Source organism: Bacteroides sp. NGMCC 1.200775 (assembly GCF_040798045.1).
GTDB classification, from domain to species: domain Bacteria; phylum Bacteroidota; class Bacteroidia; order Bacteroidales; family Bacteroidaceae; genus Bacteroides; species Bacteroides hominis.
Window position 1 is genome coordinate 367025 of the sequence record NZ_JASCQK010000005.1, and the last position, 19104, is coordinate 386128.

At 47.1% G+C, this 19104-nt stretch carries 9 protein-coding genes; 3 read left to right on the plus strand and 6 right to left on the minus strand.

The features are described 5' to 3' along the window. Positions 1 to 266: 266 nt before the first annotated feature. The 5 genes from QK890_RS15320 to QK890_RS15340 form a co-directional block, all read right to left on the minus strand. Entirely contained in the window at positions 267 to 1343 is a 1077-nt protein-coding gene (locus QK890_RS15320) for a family 43 glycosylhydrolase (RefSeq protein ID WP_122296257.1), read from the minus strand. Positions 1344 to 1535: 192 nt separating this feature from the next. After that, positions 1536 to 2702 carry a glycoside hydrolase family 76 protein gene (locus QK890_RS15325; RefSeq protein WP_220653886.1) on the minus strand — a complete coding sequence of 389 codons (1167 nt, stop codon included), beginning with the start codon at positions 2700 to 2702 and terminating at the stop codon, positions 1536 to 1538. Between the two features lie 285 nt (positions 2703 to 2987). Continuing rightward, positions 2988 to 4772, minus strand: coding sequence for a glycoside hydrolase family 2 protein (locus tag QK890_RS15330; RefSeq protein WP_367627440.1), 1785 nt, complete (start codon positions 4770 to 4772; stop codon positions 2988 to 2990). A gap of 116 nt (positions 4773 to 4888) precedes the next feature. After that, positions 4889 to 6925, minus strand: coding sequence for a beta-L-arabinofuranosidase domain-containing protein (locus QK890_RS15335; RefSeq protein WP_367627441.1), 2037 nt, complete (start codon positions 6923 to 6925; stop codon positions 4889 to 4891). A gap of 36 nt (positions 6926 to 6961) precedes the next feature. After that, the gene (locus QK890_RS15340) at positions 6962 to 9025 is read right to left on the minus strand and encodes a beta-L-arabinofuranosidase domain-containing protein (RefSeq protein ID WP_032540383.1); all 2064 of its coding nucleotides are present in this window, start codon (positions 9023 to 9025) and stop codon (positions 6962 to 6964) included. Positions 9026 to 9302: 277 nt separating this feature from the next. Between QK890_RS15340 and QK890_RS15345 the strand changes: the two genes are divergently transcribed. The 3 genes from QK890_RS15345 (at position 9303) to QK890_RS15355 (ending at position 14928) form a co-directional block, all read left to right on the plus strand. Beyond that, positions 9303 to 10409, plus strand: a complete 1107-nt coding sequence (locus tag QK890_RS15345; RefSeq protein WP_005822801.1) for a family 43 glycosylhydrolase — start codon at positions 9303 to 9305, stop codon at positions 10407 to 10409. A gap of 101 nt (positions 10410 to 10510) precedes the next feature. Continuing rightward, a complete protein-coding gene (locus QK890_RS15350) occupies positions 10511 to 12325 on the plus strand; it encodes a glycoside hydrolase family 2 protein (protein WP_005779224.1) in 1815 nt (604 codons plus the stop codon). A 95-nt stretch (positions 12326 to 12420) separates the two neighbouring features. Next, positions 12421 to 14928 carry a DUF4965 domain-containing protein gene (locus tag QK890_RS15355; protein ID WP_032540382.1) on the plus strand — a complete coding sequence of 836 codons (2508 nt, stop codon included), beginning with the start codon at positions 12421 to 12423 and terminating at the stop codon, positions 14926 to 14928. Positions 14929 to 15296: 368 nt separating this feature from the next. Here the strand turns inward: QK890_RS15355 and QK890_RS15360 are convergent, their stop codons facing one another. After that, on the minus strand, positions 15297 to 18914 hold the full coding sequence (locus tag QK890_RS15360; protein WP_032540381.1) for a glycoside hydrolase family 38 C-terminal domain-containing protein: 3618 nt from the start codon (positions 18912 to 18914) through the stop codon (positions 15297 to 15299). Between the last annotated feature and the right edge of the window lie 190 nt (positions 18915 to 19104).

The window sequence follows — 19104 nt, forward strand, 5'->3', positions numbered from 1 at the left end:
CCTTTCGGAGGCCTCCCGTAGAGGGGCGGATTTACGTGTACACGCAAATTTGCTTCCGCGTACACGTAAATTTACTTCCGCCTATACGTAAATCCGACTCCTTCAGGAAGGTGCTGTGGGGCGGTTTTTGGCCGGTGTTTGGGGAGAAAGAGTGATCGGGGCGGAGAGGGGAGTAGCGTCCGGTACCCTCTGTTTCCGCTTTTAAAGATAGAAGTCGGGATGGTCTTTAATTTTTACAAATGAAATGCTGGCCGGAGAGGTGTCTTTCACTTCTCACTGATCCCTTCTTTGCGAGGTTTTCCCAGGAGAGGCATTCCATCGGCATCCCAGCTTATTTTTTGCAGGCGGGGACTGCGTGAGTCTGTTGCGCCCGGAGCGTCATTCGGGATTCTTCGGGCATGATAAAGCATATACCACTCCTTTCCGTCCGGCGAAGGTACGAAAGAAGGGCTGCCCGGTCCGAAGACACTGTCTTCGGGTTGTTGTTCAAAGACAGGCGTGTCCAGCTTCTTCCACGATGCTGCGTCTGTCAGGTCGCTGCCGGCATCGGCAGTCAGCAGTCCGATGCAGTAATAAGGGGTCCAACTTCCACTTGCACAGTAGTATATCAGCACTTTGTCCTTGTTTTTCGACTCAAAGAACTGTGGGGCTTCGTTGACATGGATCGGATAGGCCGTTTTACTGCCGTCGGGCGAAATCCATTGACGTTCCCATTCATACTCCGGTTCCGAAATCATCACCCTGTCCGACGAGAGTGTCCATGGATTCTCCATTTTGGCTATGTAGATGCATTGGGTTTCGGTCTCGATCCGTCGTTTGGGCCATCCGCACCAGATGAGGTAGCGTTCACCCCGATGCTCAAACGTACTGGCATGGATTGCCCAGTTATCGTCTTTGTCCGTTTTGATCCGCCCTTTCATCACAAACTCACCCTCCAGCGGGTTGGCTGAGACATTTTCGATCACATAGATGTGGTGATTGTCCATATTGCCGTCGTCCGCGGCGAAGTATACGTACCATTTTCCGTCAATCCGGTGTATTTCCGGTCCCCAAAGGTGATACGAGCTGGACACCTCCTTCGGTATCCACACCTCTTTCCGGGTTGCATGCTCCAGATCGGTGATATCATTCGTTTCCCAAAGGATGATTTTATTCTCGGCTCCTTGTGTATAGTAATACTTGCCTTCATGAAAAACAGCCCATGGTTCTGCTCCCACGGGCAGTAGGGGGTTGGTATAGGTGGCTCCGGAAGGGACCTCCTTGGATGCGGGAGCTTTTTTGTTTTGACAAGCCGGACAGCAGATGAGTGCCAGCAAGAGCAACGGGATATGTATGAGTTTCATAGGCTTGGGGTTTACAACAACGTTACAAATATAGATACCTTTTGAGGGGGCTGAAGGCGGAGAGGGTCAAGTTTAGGCTATTTTAACGTGAATCGGTCAACCACGCGGAGGACACAGAGTTCCACAGGGAATCTATTTCTTAGTTAAACAAGAGATTAAAACTTTGTGGAACTCTGTGGTGGGCCGATGGCGTCAGAGCTCGCTGATTTCCGAATACAGCTCAATCATGCAGGAGTTTTCCAGCAAGCTTTTGAACTTGTCTTTACGGTTGCCCGACCAGTCATTGTTCAGCAATCCGTTTTCGTCACGGGTATACTGCCAGGCATAGTCCGCATTGTCTATCATGGCTTTCACGTATGTATCATTTTTATCAACCTCGTAAAGAGCTTTCAAGCCGCGGAAGAGGATGACGTTGAACCACGGACTTGACGGAAAGAACTTCATTTCCCCTTTTACCGTAGGCTGCGGTTTCAGGAAATGCCGGCAGGCACCTTTGGCCGTCTGCTGTGCGTCTTTCAGGTACTGTTCGTCGCCGGTAGCCTGATAGAGCAGTACGCCTGCTTGGATCATCTGTCCGCTGTTGTACGTATATTTGGCATAACCGATTTTTCCTTGCAGATTTTTATTGTCCCAGTAGACAAAATCAGACGGGTCACGGAGGTTATCACGTGTCCACTGGTAAGTTGCCTTGGCTTGGTCGAGGTATTTTTTCTCCTTGGTCAGTTTGTAGAGCTTCATGCAGAGAACTGTTGCAGGAGCATTCGAACAAGTATTCTTTGATTCCTTTTTCTGTTCGCACCAGTAGATACCGCCTCCCAGGTCGTCCGACCATCCGGAATAGATGTAATCGTGCAAAGCAATGGCTTTCTTCAGGTATTCCTTATTCTTTGTGGCTGCGTAATAGTCGCAGAAGTCAATCGCTACCCAATCATTGTCGTCGTAGTAACGGTCGTTCTGGCCGGCAAAGGCGGGATAAGACTGATAACACTCCGGTTGGCGGGTAGTATCCCAGTACAAGTCGAGTCCGGGCTTGATTTGTTTGTCCATCAGTTTCTTGTACTTTTTGTCGCCGGATGTTTTATAGAGCGATACACAGCCTGACACCATTGCCGAATAAGGCCACAAAAAGGATACTTCTTGTTGGGTAACCTCTGAGCCGGTGTTGGCTGTATACGTAATTTGTTGATTCGGATTTCGTGGATAAGTTTCCATCAGCAATCCATACTTTTTTACCTCATAGAGAGACAGTACCTGTTGGAGGAGTGAATCGGCTCTTTGAAGGTAGACTTTACCTCCCAACTGTGCCGACAAACAGGCAGGAACCAGCAAGAAGGTGAGGGCAATGAATGATTTTCTCATACTTATATTCAAATAATGGCGATCGGTGGTCGGGCAGGTGGCACGGTGTTCATAGGCGTTAATCCGGTGAGCGGGCTGTGCGACTTGACAATAACTCAACTACTGATTCGCATAAACAGTAAAATTGTAGATTGCAGTCGAGAGCTTCCCGGGGTGCAAGGACCTTTTCACCACAGGTTACACAGGTTATTCATGTTAACCATTCGTGACTTAGAAATCACTCTGTGTTACCCTGTATCCTCTGTGGTGAGTTTTGGTACATCCCCGGGCGCGAGGCTCCCTCCTTTACTTTATTTTCTCGAAGATAGCTTTGATCCGTTTCATATCCAGTTTGGGAGTACGGTCGTAATAGTAGATACCGTTCTTCTCCTGTTCCACGTCGGTCAGCTGTGTATAGCAGAATCCCGTCACGTGCGGTGAGGCGATAAAGGCATCGATCTGACCTTCCAGACGTTTGTAGAATGCTTCTGCATTTTCCGGCATGCCTCCGTATCCCCATGAGTTTTTCCGGTCTTTCTCTGCCATCCAGGGGATACCTCCGAACTCGTCAACCATGTAAGGTTGTCCTTCGTAAACAGCCAGAAAGTCTTTGTCGCGTGCATTACGATAAGGCTCTTTGCCCTCTTCCATCTTTAACTGCTCCGTCAGTTTGACACGATCCTGTTCGTAGTTGTGTACACTCCAGATATCTGTTATCACGTGATTGTCGCCACTGGCATCATTTACCGGACGGGTCGGGTCGATGGCTTTCGTGATGTTGTATACGTCGCGGATCAGGCGGACATAAGCATCCGGACCGCCACCCCAGGTTTCGTTAAAAGGAGTCCAGGTCACCAGCGAAGGGTGATTCCGGTCACGGACTACGACTTCACTCCATTCGCCCAGGAAGTTACGGGCAGCCAGTTCCTTGTTTACATCCAGCATCCAGCTTGCCGATTCTCCCCAAGTGATGTAGCCTAACTTGTCGGCCCAGTAATAATATCTCTCTTCGAAGACTTTCTGGTGGAGGCGTGCTCCGTTGAAACCGGCTTCTTTACCCAGTACGATATCGTTCTTCAAAGCTTCGTCACTCGGAGCTGTCCAGATACCTTCCGGATAGAATCCCTGATCGAGTACCAGACGCTGGAAATAAGGCTGGTTATTCAGGTAAAAACGTCCGTTGGCTGTGTGTACTTTACGCATACCGGCGTACGATTTTACTTCATCCACTACGTTGCCTTTGGTATCCTTTACCTGATAAACGAGGTCGTACAGGAACGGAGATTCCGGCGACCACAGCTTCATGTTCTTAACCGGTAGAACCACCACTGAACTATTGGCGCAGTTTACGCTCTTTTTGGCCACGGTTTTGTTTCCGTCTTTTAGAGTGACTTCCAATGTGTTGGCTGATTCATTGTAAAACTCCGGTTCGATGACCAACTGCTTCTGGTCGATATCCGGACGGATGAATACCGATTTCAGTCCATTGGCTGAAACGGCCTCCATCCATACGGTTTGCCAGATACCGGTAGTACGGGTATATGAGCAACCTCCCGAATAGTAGTTACCACATTGTTTTCCTCCGGTCTGGAGTCCGGAGCGGAGGTCGTCCTGCACAAATACTACCAGGTTATGAGTCTTTCCGGGTGTAACATAACGGGTCAGGTCTACAGCGAACGAAGATGAACCGCCGAAGTGACGCTGTACGAACTTACCGTCGATAAAAATCTCTGCGCAATAATCTACGGCACCGAAGTTCAGGAAGATTTTCTTTCCGTTCCAGTCCGATGGAATGGTGATGTTGCGCTGGTACCACATCTGTTCGATGAAATCGGTATAGCCCACTCCCGAGAGTTTGCTTTCCGGACAGAAAGGTACCGTAATGTTTTTATCAAATTTTTCTGCCGATTGCAAGCGGCGGTCTTTTCCCGACTTTCCAAAATCAAAATCAAATGTCCAGGTACCGTTCAGGTTGATCCACTGTTCTCTTTCGAACTGTGGACGGGGATACTCCGCTCGCGGAGTATCTGCGCTGAAACAAGACCAACTGTTCAGCATGAATAGCATTGCTGCTGCTAAAAGTTTTTTCATTGTAATTGTGTGTTTGAAGCCTCTTTCCCTCCCTATCCCTTCCCACAGGGAGAAGAGGAAAGAAGGCTTATGTGTGAATATTAAGTTGTTTTTGTTATCACTGTCTGTTGCGGAAATCAATGGGAAGCTCCTACTACCGGAAATTCCGTTATTCTTAAGGTAGTGCATCCGTAAGGAATCAATGTGATCTCCGTTTCCGGTCCCTCACCTCCACTACAGAAAGAATAGGGTTGAGGCCCTGCCATCTCGTTGTAAAGTTTCCATGACGGTATCAGCCTTGCCTTCATCCGTATCTCTATCGGAGCATTTTCTTTATTCCAGGGGAATATGGAAGATTGCTTTTCCGGATGAATCGTTACCCGGACATGTTCATTCGCTTTGCTGCGGTTGAAGTCCACCAGACCGTAATTCCATGGTTCTGTTGGAGTCACTGCATAATAATACGGGCCGTACCAAGGTTCCTCAAACTTTTTCTTTTCCCATTTCTCTTCCATCTTCAGGGCAAATACCAATGGGCCACGTTCAATGGCTACCGAATTTTCATACCAGGTATCGGCAGTGACTTCCATCGGCAGGTGTAGTTCCACGCGGTCTCCTTTTTTCCAGATACGGTCTACAACAGCCATCCGTCCACCTTCCACATGCTGAAGAAGCTGGCCGTTGACTGATATACCGGCTTGTTTGCACCATTTGGGGATGCGTAACTGAAGGGCAAAGTTGACTTCTTTCCGTTTCTTGTCCATAGATTGGAGTGTGAAACTGATTTTATCATCCATCGGATAGTAAGTGTCTTCACAGAAAGTCACCATGCAGCCTTCTGCTACCTTGGCCGTCACCTCCGATGGGGCATATGCTGTAACAGCCAGTCCGCCATCCGGTGTGGCATACCAAAGGCTCTGCGTGAATTTGGGCCATCCTTGGTGCATGTTCGATGCGCAACAAGGATATCCTGTCAATAGTCCGAAACAGTTGTCCGTTCCTCCATGATCCTGATCGAAGTTGCGGCGGTGGCGTGTCACCATTACCTGATTAGCTTGCTGGAAATATTGTTTCGTCATGAAATCGTCAGAAATTTGGGTAGGCAGTGCATTGAATGCAATCCGTTCCAGATGGTCGGCGAAGTCAATATCACCTGTGATCTCTACCATTTTCTCCAGCGAATACATCAGTTCCACTGCCGAACAAAGTTCGGAACCCTGAGTTGGATTATTGCCATGCAAAGCTTCGTCACCGCCATACATTCCCTGGGGCTGACCGTGAAACTGGCGAATATCACTGAAAGCACGTTTCACTGCATCGAGATATGCCTTGTCCGGTTCTTGTTGATAATAGATGACAGGTTCTTTGATGCCTTGCGCCAGGTTGACGCAATGAATTGTGTTGATGCGTCTCAGGTCACCCCGGTTCACCATGTCTACAAAACTAAAACTCTGTTTATGGATCAGTTTGCCAAGATCAAGGAGGAACGAATCTCCGGTGATATTATAAAGCCAATACACAGCCTGAAGATTATCACAAGCACGGAATTCTGCCCAAAAGGTCCAGTTGCCCAGTGGTTTTTCCGGTAAAGTTTTCAGTTGGTAGCGGAAATAGTTGGTCATGAACCGGATAACCCGCTGGTCATTGGTGGCGGAATAATATTGTTGAAGTATCTTTAACATTACCATGCGTGGCCACCAGTCGTGTGAGTTGTCCCGTTGTATGCCGGTCTCTCCCGGATAGTCTTTGGCCGGGCCAAAGAATCCGTCTTCCCGCTGGCTATTTAAAGCCCATTCTATCCAGGGTTGTACTTTGGCCTTCAGCTGTGCGTCGTCCAGAAGGTATGCCAGTGGAAGTAATCCGTCAATCCAATACGGTCCTCTTTCCCATTGGTCACCGTCGCCGCCGAGCCAACCGTTGCGTTCGCCCATCACTAACGGATACAGTTTGTCCATTTGCCCGGTTGCCCCGTTTTTCTGTCTGACCAGCATTTCCTGCAGCCATCCTTTAGCTTTGATACTGCCCAATGGCAGTTCCATAAAAGGTTTGCGCACCAACGGATAGCGGTTGTTAGTATAATTTTCGGGGGTATCGGCCCGGAGCCCGCTTCCTAAAGAAGAGAAGCAGAGGCCCAGTCCGATAAGCAGATATGTAAACGTATTCTTTTTCTTCATGAGTGTTTTTCTATTAATGTTTGGGTACAGAAAGTTTTATTCTCTGGTGTTCGGGAAAGCGGAAACACGCAGCCTGGCTGCTCCCATCGGTATCAGTGTAATTTCCTCTTTCTCTCCTTTCGGTGCATCCATTTCAGGGAGTTCGCTGCACAAATCGTATTGGTCGATGATCCATGAAGGAACTTTCCGTCCGATAGCTTTTACTTCAATCGGTGTACTTGCTACGGTGAACGGGAAGTTATCTGCCGGCCATTCTTTGCGTACTACTTTAAAGTCTTTCAAAGGTTTGTCCTTGCCGAGTACTAATGCGTAGTTCCAAGGAGTTTTTGCATAGATCTCGTATGTCGGCCATTGGCTGGCGTCGGCGCCTTCCTGCCATTTAGAGTCACCGATAGCCGTAGCGCGGCTGTCCTTTTTCACATAATCTTCGTCAATTTTCAGTGACATTGTCAACGGACCGTAGTCTACGCTTACACTGTTTTTGTTCACTTGCCATGTACGCATCGAAAGTTGCATCGGCAGCTGAATTTCCACTTGGTCATTGTCTTTCCATTCGCGATGGATGCAGGCATATTGTCCGGCTTCGGGGTTGGCCGCTACCTTTTTGCCGTTAACAAAGATAGTCGCACCCTCTGTCCATGAAGGAATTCTCAGATAGAAGGGGAAACTTACTGCTTTCGGAGTATTTACCGTAAACCGGATCGTTTCCTCAAAAGGATAGTTAGTCTGTTCGTGAAGAGTTATTTCGTTTCCGTCACCCACCTTCACTGTTGCTTTGCAGGCAGCATACATAGCGGCTGCTATACCGTTATCCGGACTGGCCAGAATCAGATGTTCGGCATAGTAAGGCCATCCCTGTGCATGATTGTGCTGGCAGCAACGGCTACTGAAGGGATTCATTGCCAGGAAAGGTCCCCGGTTGTCGATGCCCGGATGATGGTTCTTTGAGTCACTGACAGTTTGATTGGGACAAGTGATATAACGCAAACCCTTGAAGTCCGGCATTACGGCAGCCGGATAACTGTTGAATGCCACCTCTTCGCAGTGTTCTGCCCAGAAAGGATCGCCGGTCATACACAGCATCAACTCGTCCGAGGCCATCTGTTCCACCAATCCGCAGGTTTCTACTCCCTGGCGCGGGTCAATTGATCCCATACGTGCATTTTCATCGGCACCGAACATACCGCCCGGCACTTGTCCGAAAGTACGGCGGATCAGGTTGTGCACATTATAAGATGCTTTCAGCAGGGTCGAGTCTCCCGTCATCATATAATAGGTAGCCGGTTCACGGAAACACTGCGCGATGTTCACGTTGTGCCAGTTTGGCAATGCCGACGGACGGGTCCAGTCTGCTGTGTTGCGGTGTATTTTCTCAGCCAGTTCCAGTAAGAACTGATCTCCTGTACGGTTATAGAGCCAATATACGCTTAACAGGTTGTCCCCGCCACGGCTGTTTTCCCAATAATCTTCCAGAAACTGTTCATCCGGTACACTCAGTTGCCATTTGAAGTAATTGGTCATCAGGTCAATAACCCGTTGATCATTTGAATATTCGTAATAGGATTGAAGACACCAGAGCATGATCATCTGTGCCCACAACTCTCTTTTTCCGTTTCGTTCGTTGATAGGACCGAAATATCCGTCAGGCTGTTGGCTGGCAAATGCACCTTCAAGCCATATCTTGGCCTCGTCGATCATTTTCTGATCCTTTAATATATAGGCCAGGTTTCCATATCCTTTCAGCCAGTAGGGAACCTCTTCCCATCCATGGTCTCCTCCTTGGGTCAGCCAGGCATTGTTCTCCTTACCCAACCATGCGCTGATTTCATTCAGATGCCCCGTCAGTCCATCTTTCTGTAGTTCCAGATATTTCTTTAACCATCCTTCGGGTTGGATACTTCCTACAGGTAGTTTAATGAAGTTAATCGGTTTCAGTGGCAGGCGGTTTCCTACATAATTTACGTTGGTTTGTGCACAGTCGGGCCGATTCACTATAGCTACTGCCGACGATGATTGATCGGAAGTGCACGATGCTGCCAGTAATCCGGCGGTAATCAGGATTCCTGCCAGGCCTCCTTTCAGATTTTTCATCTTTTTCATGTTTGGGTGTTTTTACTTATGGTTATTATTTAGGGGTTATTTCGATACAAATCAGTAGCTTCGTCTGATATCATGCTACAAAGTTTGTGAATTCTGCATGAAATGTGTGAAACAAACTATTCAATAAATAGCAATTACTGACCAATAAGATGTGAAATACAGGTTCAGTGAACAATAGGAGCATAAAAAGAACAGTTTCTTTTGTTTATTGAGCAGTATTTATCCCTTTATTCAACGAAAATGTTTTTTCTTTGTAGCATCTTAATAACGAAAAGCTATGAAAACAAAGATCTACCTGCTATTTATTACTACCTTATTCTTCTGCGCCGGTTGTGGAAACAAGAACGGCGGGCAGAAACAGAGGTCGGTAAGTGCAGCAAAGGATACATATGTAAATCCTTTGTTTCCGGAAGGAGCCGATCCGAGTGCTCTGTTCCATAATGGCAAGTATTATTATACACATGGGACAGAAGATAAAATCCTGCTTTGGGAAACGTCTGACATTACCGATATGGCTCACTCTGTTTGTAAAATGGTGTGGCGTCCGGAAGATCCGTCCAATTGTTGTCACCTCTGGGCACCGGAGATTCATTATATAAATGATAAATGGTATATTTATTATGCTGCCGATGATGGCAATACGGACAACCATCAGTTGTACGTACTTGAAAACTCTTCTCCCGATCCCATGCAGGGTAAATTTGAAATGAAGGGGAGCATTATGACCAATCCCGAATGGAATTGGGGTATACAAGCCACTACTTTCGAACATAAGGGAGTTCGTTATTTAGCCTGGTCCGGTTGGCCCAAGAGAAGAACCAATGCTGAAACTCAATGTATCTATATTGCCCGGATGAAAGACCCGTGGACACTTGACTCTCCTCGTGTCTTGATATCCAGACCCGAATATGAGTGGGAACGCCAGTGGGTAAATCCGGATGGTAGCCGTACGGCTTATCCTATTTATGTGAATGAAGGACCTCAGTTCTTCCATTCGAAGGATAATAAGACATTGATTCTCTATTATGCCGCCAGTGGTTCATGGTCACCTTATTATTGCATCGGAATGCTGACTGCCGATGCCGAAAGTGATCTGCTCGATCCGGCCTCTTGGACAAAAAGTCCGGTTCCGGTATTCCAGCAATCGTTGGAAAACGAAGTATACGGTCCGGGTGGTCTCTCGTTTGTTCCTTCGCCCGATGGCACGGAGTGGTATATGATTTACCATGCCCGTCAGGTAACCAACGGAGATACCGGTAGTCCTGAGACCCGCAATCCGCGGATACAGAAAATAGGATGGGATGCTAACGGAATGCCCGATTTAGGGATTCCGGTTCGTGCAGGAGTCGCCTTGCCGAAGCCTTCGGGTATTCCCTTGAAATAAAATAGTTATTTAGAACGTTTTTCCTTAGTTTGACAGGTAGCCGACTACCTGCCCCGGGGAACGTATTGCGTAATCAATAGGTTAAACATAATTTTAAGACAATGAAAAAGAGCATTTTAATTGCAGTTCTGACAGCGTCGATGGCTACTTCCGCTTTTGCACAATGGAAACCGGCAGGAGACAAAATCAAGACAAAGTGGGCTGAACAGGTAAATCCTGAGAATGTACTGCCCGAGTATCCGCGTCCGGTAATGGAACGGGGAGAGTGGAAAAACCTCAATGGTTTGTGGAATTATGCCATCACAGAAAAGGGAGCCGTTCCTTCGGCTTATGAAGGACAGATCCTGGTTCCTTTTGCCGTAGAGTCCAGCCTTTCAGGTGTTGGTAAGAAAGTAAGTCCCGATGAGGAACTCTGGTATCAGCGTAACTTCACTGTACCTGCCACTTGGAAAGGTAAAAAGGTGATGCTGAATTTCGGTGCTGTAGACTGGAAAGCCGATATTTGGGTGAATGATATTAAAGTAGGGCAGCATACCGGCGGATTTACTCCTTTCTCGCTTGACATTACAGCTGCTTTGGCTGCTAAGGGAGACAATAAGCTCGTAGTGAAAGTATGGGATCCGACAGACCGCGGACCTCAGCCTCGCGGCAAACAGGTGAACCGTCCCGAAGGTATCTGGTATACGGCCGTGACAGGTATCTGGCAGACTGTTTGGATGGAACCTGTGGCCGAACGTCATATAACGAATGTTCGTACTTCTTCGGATATCGACCGAAAGAAACTGACCGTAGATGTTGCTACCAGTACCGGTTGTCCTTCCGAAGTTATTGAAGTGAAAGTGTTCGATGGCAAACAATTGGTTGCTACCGGAAAAGGACTGAATGGCCAGACCATCGACATTCAGATGCCTGCCGATGCAAAATTGTGGAGTCCTGCCTCTCCGGCTCTCTATTCCATGCAGATAGCTCTGTTGAATAATGGTAAAGTGACTGATAAAGTAGACAGTTACACAGCTATGCGTAAATATTCTACCCGTCGTGACAAGAACGGAATTGTACGTCTGCAACTGAATAATGAAGATGTGTTCCAGTTTGGTCCGCTCGATCAGGGTTGGTGGCCCGACGGGTTGTATACAGCTCCGACAGACGAGGCATTGGTGTATGACATCCAGAAAACCAAAGACTTCGGATTCAATATGATCCGTAAGCATGTGAAGGTGGAACCGGCACGTTGGTATACACACTGCGATAAACTGGGTATCATTGTATGGCAGGATATGCCGAACGGTGACCGTGAGCCGGAATGGCAGATGTATAATTACTTCACGGGTAACGAGCTGAATCGTAGTGAAGAGTCGGAACAGATTTATCGTAAAGAGTGGAAAGAGATCATGGACTATTTGTACAACTATCCTTGCATCGGTGTATGGGTTCCGTTCAACGAGCGTTGGGGACAGTTCAAGACCGAAGATATTGCGGCATGGACAAAGAAGTATGATCCTTCACGCTTGGTGAACCCGGCAAGTGGCGGCAATCACTTCCCTTGTGGTGACATTCTCGATTTGCATCATTATCCCAATCCGTCCCTCGACTTCTATGATGCCGGACGTGTTACTGTATTGGGTGAATATGGCGGTATCGGACTGGCATTAAACGAACACCTTTGGGAACCGAATCACAACTGGGGATACGTAAAGTTCAATTCTCCGGAGGAAGTAACGAAACAATATGTTGAGTACGGCAATGAATTGTACCGGTTGATTCAGCGAGGTTTCTCGGCTGCTGTCTACACACAGACCACTGATGTGGAAATGGAAGTGAACGGACTGATGACATACGACCGTAAGGTGATTAAGGTGAATGAAGCCCAGGTGAAGGCTATCAATACCAAGATATGCAATTCTTTAAATAAGTGATTAGAGTAGGGTGTCGATAGGTACACAAGTTTTTGATTAAGGTATAGATTGTTGAAGGATACGATTTTGAGTGAAACATACAAATAAATAAAATAATGAAAAAACTATTTGCAATGGCTTTTGCAGTCGGTATGCTATGTAATGCACAGGCAGCCGATTTGTACAAAGCGAGTAAAAATGTAGCTTTGCGTGCTCCGGCAGTGCCTCTCATCACTTCCGACCCTTATCTGTCCATCTGGTCGCCCACAGATGCACTGAATGAAAGCAGCACGATGCATTGGACCGGAACGGAACATCCTTTGTTGGGTGCCATACGTGTGGATGGGAAAACCTATCGTTTTATGGGCAAAGATAAGTTGAACCTTGAGACTCTTGTTCCGATGACGGATACCGATACCTGGCAGGGAAGTTATACTTTTGACCAGCCGGCTGCGGGATGGAATACCCTTTCGTTCAATGCTGCCGGATGGAAAGAGGGACAAGGTGCTTTCGGTACTCCCGATATGCCTCGTGTCCAGACTCGCTGGACTACTCCGGATATCTGGGTTCGTCGTGAATTTCAGATCAATGACGACCTGAACGGAGAAACCATCTATCTGAAATATTCGCACGACGATGTATTCGAACTCTACCTGAATGGTGAAAAGCTGGTTGCTACGGACTATTCATGGAACAACGACGTATTACTCGAACTATCGGACGCAGCCAAGAAGAAGCTGCAAAAAGGAAAAAACGTACTTGCCGCACACTGTCACAACACAACAGGAGGTGCTTATGTAGATTTCGGCCTTTATCGCCTGAACAAACAGACGACGGGCTTTGAGACGGCAGCCGTCCAGAAATCGGTAAGCGTACTCCCCACACAAACTTACTACACGTTTACTTGCGGTCCGGTGGAACTGGACCTGGTGTTTACCGCACCTTTGATGATGGACGACCTCGATTTGTTGTCTACTCCCGTTAATTATATTTCTTACCGCGTTCGTTCGCTGGATAAAAAACAGCACGATGTGCAGATGTACGTGGAGACCACTCCACAGCTTGCCATCAATGAACTGACACAACCTACCCGTTCGAAAGTGATCCGTCGTAACGGTATCAATTACGTACAGGCGGGAACCATCGATCAGCCTATCCTCGGACGAAAAGGAGATGGAATCTGCATTGACTGGGGATATGCTTATCTGGCCGGAAATATAGGTGCCAATACGGCTGTAAGCCTGGGTAACTATTATGGCATGAAGAACGAATTTGCGACTAAGGGTACTTTATTGCCCACGCAAGCCGAATGCGTGACCCGTCGTGCCGACCAGATGCCGGCTATGGCCTATACCGATAACCTGGGCAAAGTAGGTGCCGATGGCAAATCCGGCTTCCTGATGTTGGGATATGATGATATCTCAGCTATTGAATACTTCTACCAGCCTCGTATGGCTTACTGGAAACATGACGGTAAAGTGACTATCTTTGATGCCTTCGAACGTGCCAAGGCCAATTATGCATCTGTTATGGAACGCTGTCGCGCTTACGACCAAATGATTCTGAACGATGCAGAAAAAGCAGGTGGCAAAGAATACTCTGAACTGTGTGCGCTCGCTTACCGCCAAGTGATTGCCGCCCATAAGCTGTTCAAGGATGCGGATGGTAACTTGCTCTTCTTCTCTAAAGAGAACAATAGTAACGGTTGTATCAATACCGTCGACCTTACCTATCCGTCTGCCCCGCTCTTCCTGGCTTATAACCCCGAATTGCAGAAAGGTATGATGACCAGTATTTTTGAATACAGTGCCAGCGGACGTTGGAACAAACCTTTCCCGGCTCATGACATAGGTACATATCCTATTGCGAACGGACAGGTTTACGGAGGAGATATGCCGATTGAAGAGGGTGGAAATATGGTGGTTCTGACCGCTGCTATTGCCAAAGTTGAAGGAAATGCCGATTATGCCAAGAAGTATTGGGATTTACTGACTATCTGGACGGATTATTTGGTAGAATACGGACAAGATCCCGAAAATCAACTTTGTACTGATGACTTTGCCGGGCACTGGGCACACAATGCCAATCTTTCGGTAAAAGCCATCATGGGAGTAGCCGGTTATAGCGAAATGGCCCGTATGCTCGATATGAATGATGTAGCCGACCGGTATGCCGCTAAAGCCAAAGCTATGGCTACTAAATGGGAACAAATGGCACGCGAAGGCGATCATTACCGTCTGGCTTTCGACCGTGAGAATACCTGGAGTCAGAAATATAATATGATTTGGGACAAAATGTGGAATCTGCACCTTTTCCCCAACAATGTGATGGAGAAAGAAGTCGCTTACTATCTGACCAAACAAAATCTTTATGGTCTCCCGTTGGATTCCCGCAAAGAATATACTAAGTCCGACTGGATTATGTGGAGTGCTGCCATGTCTTCGGACAAAGCGACTTTTGAGAAGTTTATTTCTCCGGTATATAAGTATGCCAACGAAACCGTATCACGCGTTCCGCTGAGTGACTGGCATTATACCGATAGTGGTAAATTTGTTGGTTTCAAGGCACGCTCTGTAATCGGTGGTTATTGGATGAAGGTATTGATGGATAAAATGCAGAAATAATAAGAACCGGTATATAATAGAGTTTACTGTTAAGGGTTGTATCCAAAGCTTGTTCGGCTTGGACACAACCCTTTCTTAATTTCCCTATAGAAGATACTCCATTGGAGCTCCTAACTAATTAACTAATAAGGATGTTTGGGTGTGAATCAATGCTGGCCGTAGGCCCAGTCTGCTTAACTCACCGAGGTTGGCCAACTTGGATAGGAAGGATGCACTGAAATTCAGGGATATGTCAAGGCAAATCAAACTCTGAGGGGAGTTATGTGAAAAAAGAGTGGCTAACAGTACATAACCATTAGCCACTCTTCTTATTTCTTTGTTTATGCAAGTTAGTAGTTGAATTTCAAATCTTCCACTACTGATTTGCATTATTTATAAACTTCCAGTTCGTAGATACGTGTATCTCTGCCTCCGGTGCTCTGTGTAGGACGGGTCACAAGCAGACGGATGTAACGTACTTTTCCGTCATAGTTCAGCGGACGTGAAATGACATTTGCATGATTACCGTCGATAGCATCCAGAGTGGTCCATTCATCGCCCGGGTTCATTTTCCCTTGCAGGAAGCAACCATTGGTGATGTATGAGTGACTTTCCTGTCCGGCGTTCACCATCTTCCAACCGCTGATGTTTTGTGCTTTACCCAGATCGAAGTCTACATAGTTCGGCGTTTGTGAAACGTCACACCATTTTGTATCCGTCTTGCCATCCAGCAGGAAGTCCGGTTTTTCTTCATCGTTGGTGTATCCTGAACAAGCAATGATTTTAGCTCCTTTCAGGATATTTTCCCGTACTACTTCTTTACCTTCTCCGGCAGTAGCTGCATTGCCTACGTTATTGGTGCAGAAAAGAGCACTGGCTACGGTTGTAACCGGTTCATTTTCGGCAACCAAGGTAGCAGCAAATAAAACCACCTTTTCATTTCGGGGCAAGATTACGCTGGTAGCTCCTTTCGGAATATCCATACCAAACTTGAACATATAAGTGAATTCATAAGGCTGATCACCGTTGGATGCATGGCGGTGTGTACCGACATAGGCAATCTCGGCGTCTTTGAGATATCCTTCGGTGTGTCCTTTATGTCCCCATTGGCCGATGAAGCCGGTATAAGAAGGCACAACGAATGAAGCGGTCTGCTTGCCAATGCGGAAGTCGGCCTGATTGTCTCCTTCGGTAGAGGCGGCGAGGATATAGAGACGGTTGTATTTGTTTCCCGCAGGCAGTTGCAAGGTGTCACCCTCACAAGTCATTCCGTTCGCAATCTCTTTTTCTCCCAAGCGGAAAGTGATCTGACCGGCTATCAGTGAATCCGGCAGAAGTTCGGCTGCAAAAGAATAACCCGATTCGAAGTCGCCTTCTCCACGGAATTCATTATAAGAAGCACATTTGCGGTCGTAGTCAAGCGGTAAAGCGGCATATTCGATCGGAGATGCCTCACGTCCCGATGGTTTGAGGCGAACCTTGTAAGTTCTTACAGAATAAGGAGTAATGTTTACCTGCAATTTGTTTCCTTCGAAAGTTGCATCGCCGATTGCCTTTTCCGTACCGTTGGCTTCGCTGGCACTGATGATCTCACCGGCAAAAGTCAGTGTGGCACTCTGTGCTTTCCGACCCTCGGTTTCGTATACGCGCACTACATACTCATCGGTTTCTTCCGCTTTTTTCAGTGCTTTGATCAGTACGTTGCGGTTGTCCGAAGAAGCAAACGAGAACGATTTTCCGGCATTTCCTTTGTGCTTTTCAGTACGGAAGGCTTTCAACTGTTGATTCAGTATCTCAGCTTTCTCCACAGTACCGGGCTTGTCCAGCTTTCCCTGATGTGGTACGAGGCTATAAGTGAACACATGATGTCCGAAATCCTGGTGATCCTGATATGCATAACCGTTGCGTGTTTCCGGTGTGTGAAGCAGTGTGAGGCGAAGTGTATGGTTATCCGGTTTGTCCCATCCATATTTGCTGTCGTTCATCACCGATACACCGTAACTTCCGTCACGATCGGTCAGGTCGGCCCAATATTGTGCGTATACTTCATAAGCGGTTTCGATATTATTTCCACGTTCGATGCTTCCGATACCTAAGTCGTATGTAGCTTTCTCGTTCTCAATGTTGAGAGGAAATTCGGCTTTCAGCAGTGCGTTAGTCGATTGCCAGTCTACTTCATTATAGAAGTCGATGCGTTCTGCGTGGCTGCCTTCATATAGGCGTATATATTGGCGGAATACCGATTCTCCATGACGTTTCTCTACACAAAGCGATTTACGTAAGGTTCCGTTCTCTACTAAAGTCATTTTTACATCATCTGTAATCGAAACCGGAGTTCGGTCAGTTGTCTCTTTCAGCACTTCCCATGCCGGCCAGTTATACGACTTATTTTGAGTGAAGAGTGCCAGGCGGATTGCTTTCCCGGCTTTCACCAGCTCTTTGCCGTTCTTTTTGTCAGTCAGAGAGACGATATCTCCGTTTTTATCCAATGTAATCTTATACAGGGAGTTTTCCAAAGTATTGACGTTGGGGGCAACATCACCTGTGGCGGTTCCCGATGTGCGTACGTCATATACCACATATCCTGTAGCCGGAACTGTTGCTTCTACCAGGATGCGTGCCTTTCCGTTGGTATAAGAAATGAGCTGTGCAGATACTTTTTTGCCCTTTTCATCGTATACTGTTACTCCTTTAGGAGCTTTGGGAAGGTCAAGTTCGATTTCGGCAATATCTGAAACTGTAAATCCCAGTGCATTATAAAGGATTACCGGAATACCGCTAACCCGTGTATCCAATTCTTTGCCGATGCCATGGATGGAGGAAGTCAGTACATTGGAGAACTGTTTCAGTGAGATCAGTTCATCGTTCCATGAGAATTCGTAGGCACGCGGTATGCTGGTTCCTGTCAGGTCATCGTGGAACTGATGATAAATGAAGCGTTTCCATGCTTCATTGATGGTGCTTCCCGGGTATTTGGCCTGATTCAGCCATTCGGCAGTTACGGCAGCTCTTTCGGCAGCATCTCCCAGCAATTCGTTCTGGCGGTTGTACAATTTCATGGCAGCCTGAGAGGTGTAGCATCCTGTACCATGAACGTCCATCAGCAGTTCACCGTCGTATACCGGTAGTTCGGGATGATTCTTATAAGGAAGGTAGTCTTTATAAAGCTGGTCGCTGGTCGCACTGATAATTTCTACCGGACCGTTCCCTTGAAGCCCTTTCTCCACAGATCGGACGGACCCCAGTGTCGGTGATCCGCCGATATCGCCTGTACCGTAATATCTGTATACTGTATTAAGAGGTGTACGGCCTGCCAGCTCTTTCAGTTGTTTGTTTTCTGAAAGGTCTTCGTCATTCCATCTTCTGCCATAATCATATCCATGTGCCAGCATGATAGACGATCCGTCTATTCCTTTCCACAAGCCGATTGTAAACGGATGCTTGCTCTTACCATAGAATGGATGCACACGCCAGTCCAGCTTTTGTGAAGAGAAACCAATCAGTCCACAATGTGAAGCGATGGTAGGCAGTGTCCAGCCAAATCCGAAACAGTCGGGCAGGAAGATGTCCGTGCTTTCTACTCCGAATTCTTGTCTGTAATACTGTTGTCCCAGCATAATATTGCGGATGAACGATTCAGTCGAAGGTACCAGAGCGTCCGTTGCGTCCCAGCTACTTCCGGAAATGTGCCAGCGGCCTTCCCCGATGTACTTCTTCATTTCTTCGTATTGTGCAGGGTAGTACTCCTTCATCCAGGCATATTTCACTCCGCCTTCAAAGTTGAACACATAGTTCGGATACTTTTTCAGCAGAAACAGGTTCTGGCTGATCGTGTTCCATACATACTCTTTAATGGTAGTCTGTACATCCCAGTTCCACTGAGTGTCCAGATGGGCATCTGCCACCATGTAGGCTTTCGCCTTTTTTTCCTGTTTGTTCCCTTGGGCGTACGAGGCTCCTCCGGATAACAGCAGGGTAGCTGCCAGCATAGCAATGTGTAATTTCATGTTTGCTTAATACATTATTTAATTAATAAATGAGGAATCATACAAAAGTGACCAAATTCGTAGAAAGGAGATGAAAAATACTGTTCAATAAATAGCAGAATCTGTTCAGATGTCGTTTTGAGGCTCTGTGAATAGGGTTGAAATATTGAAAAAGAACAGATTTTGTTGTTTATTGAACGAAAATTATCGT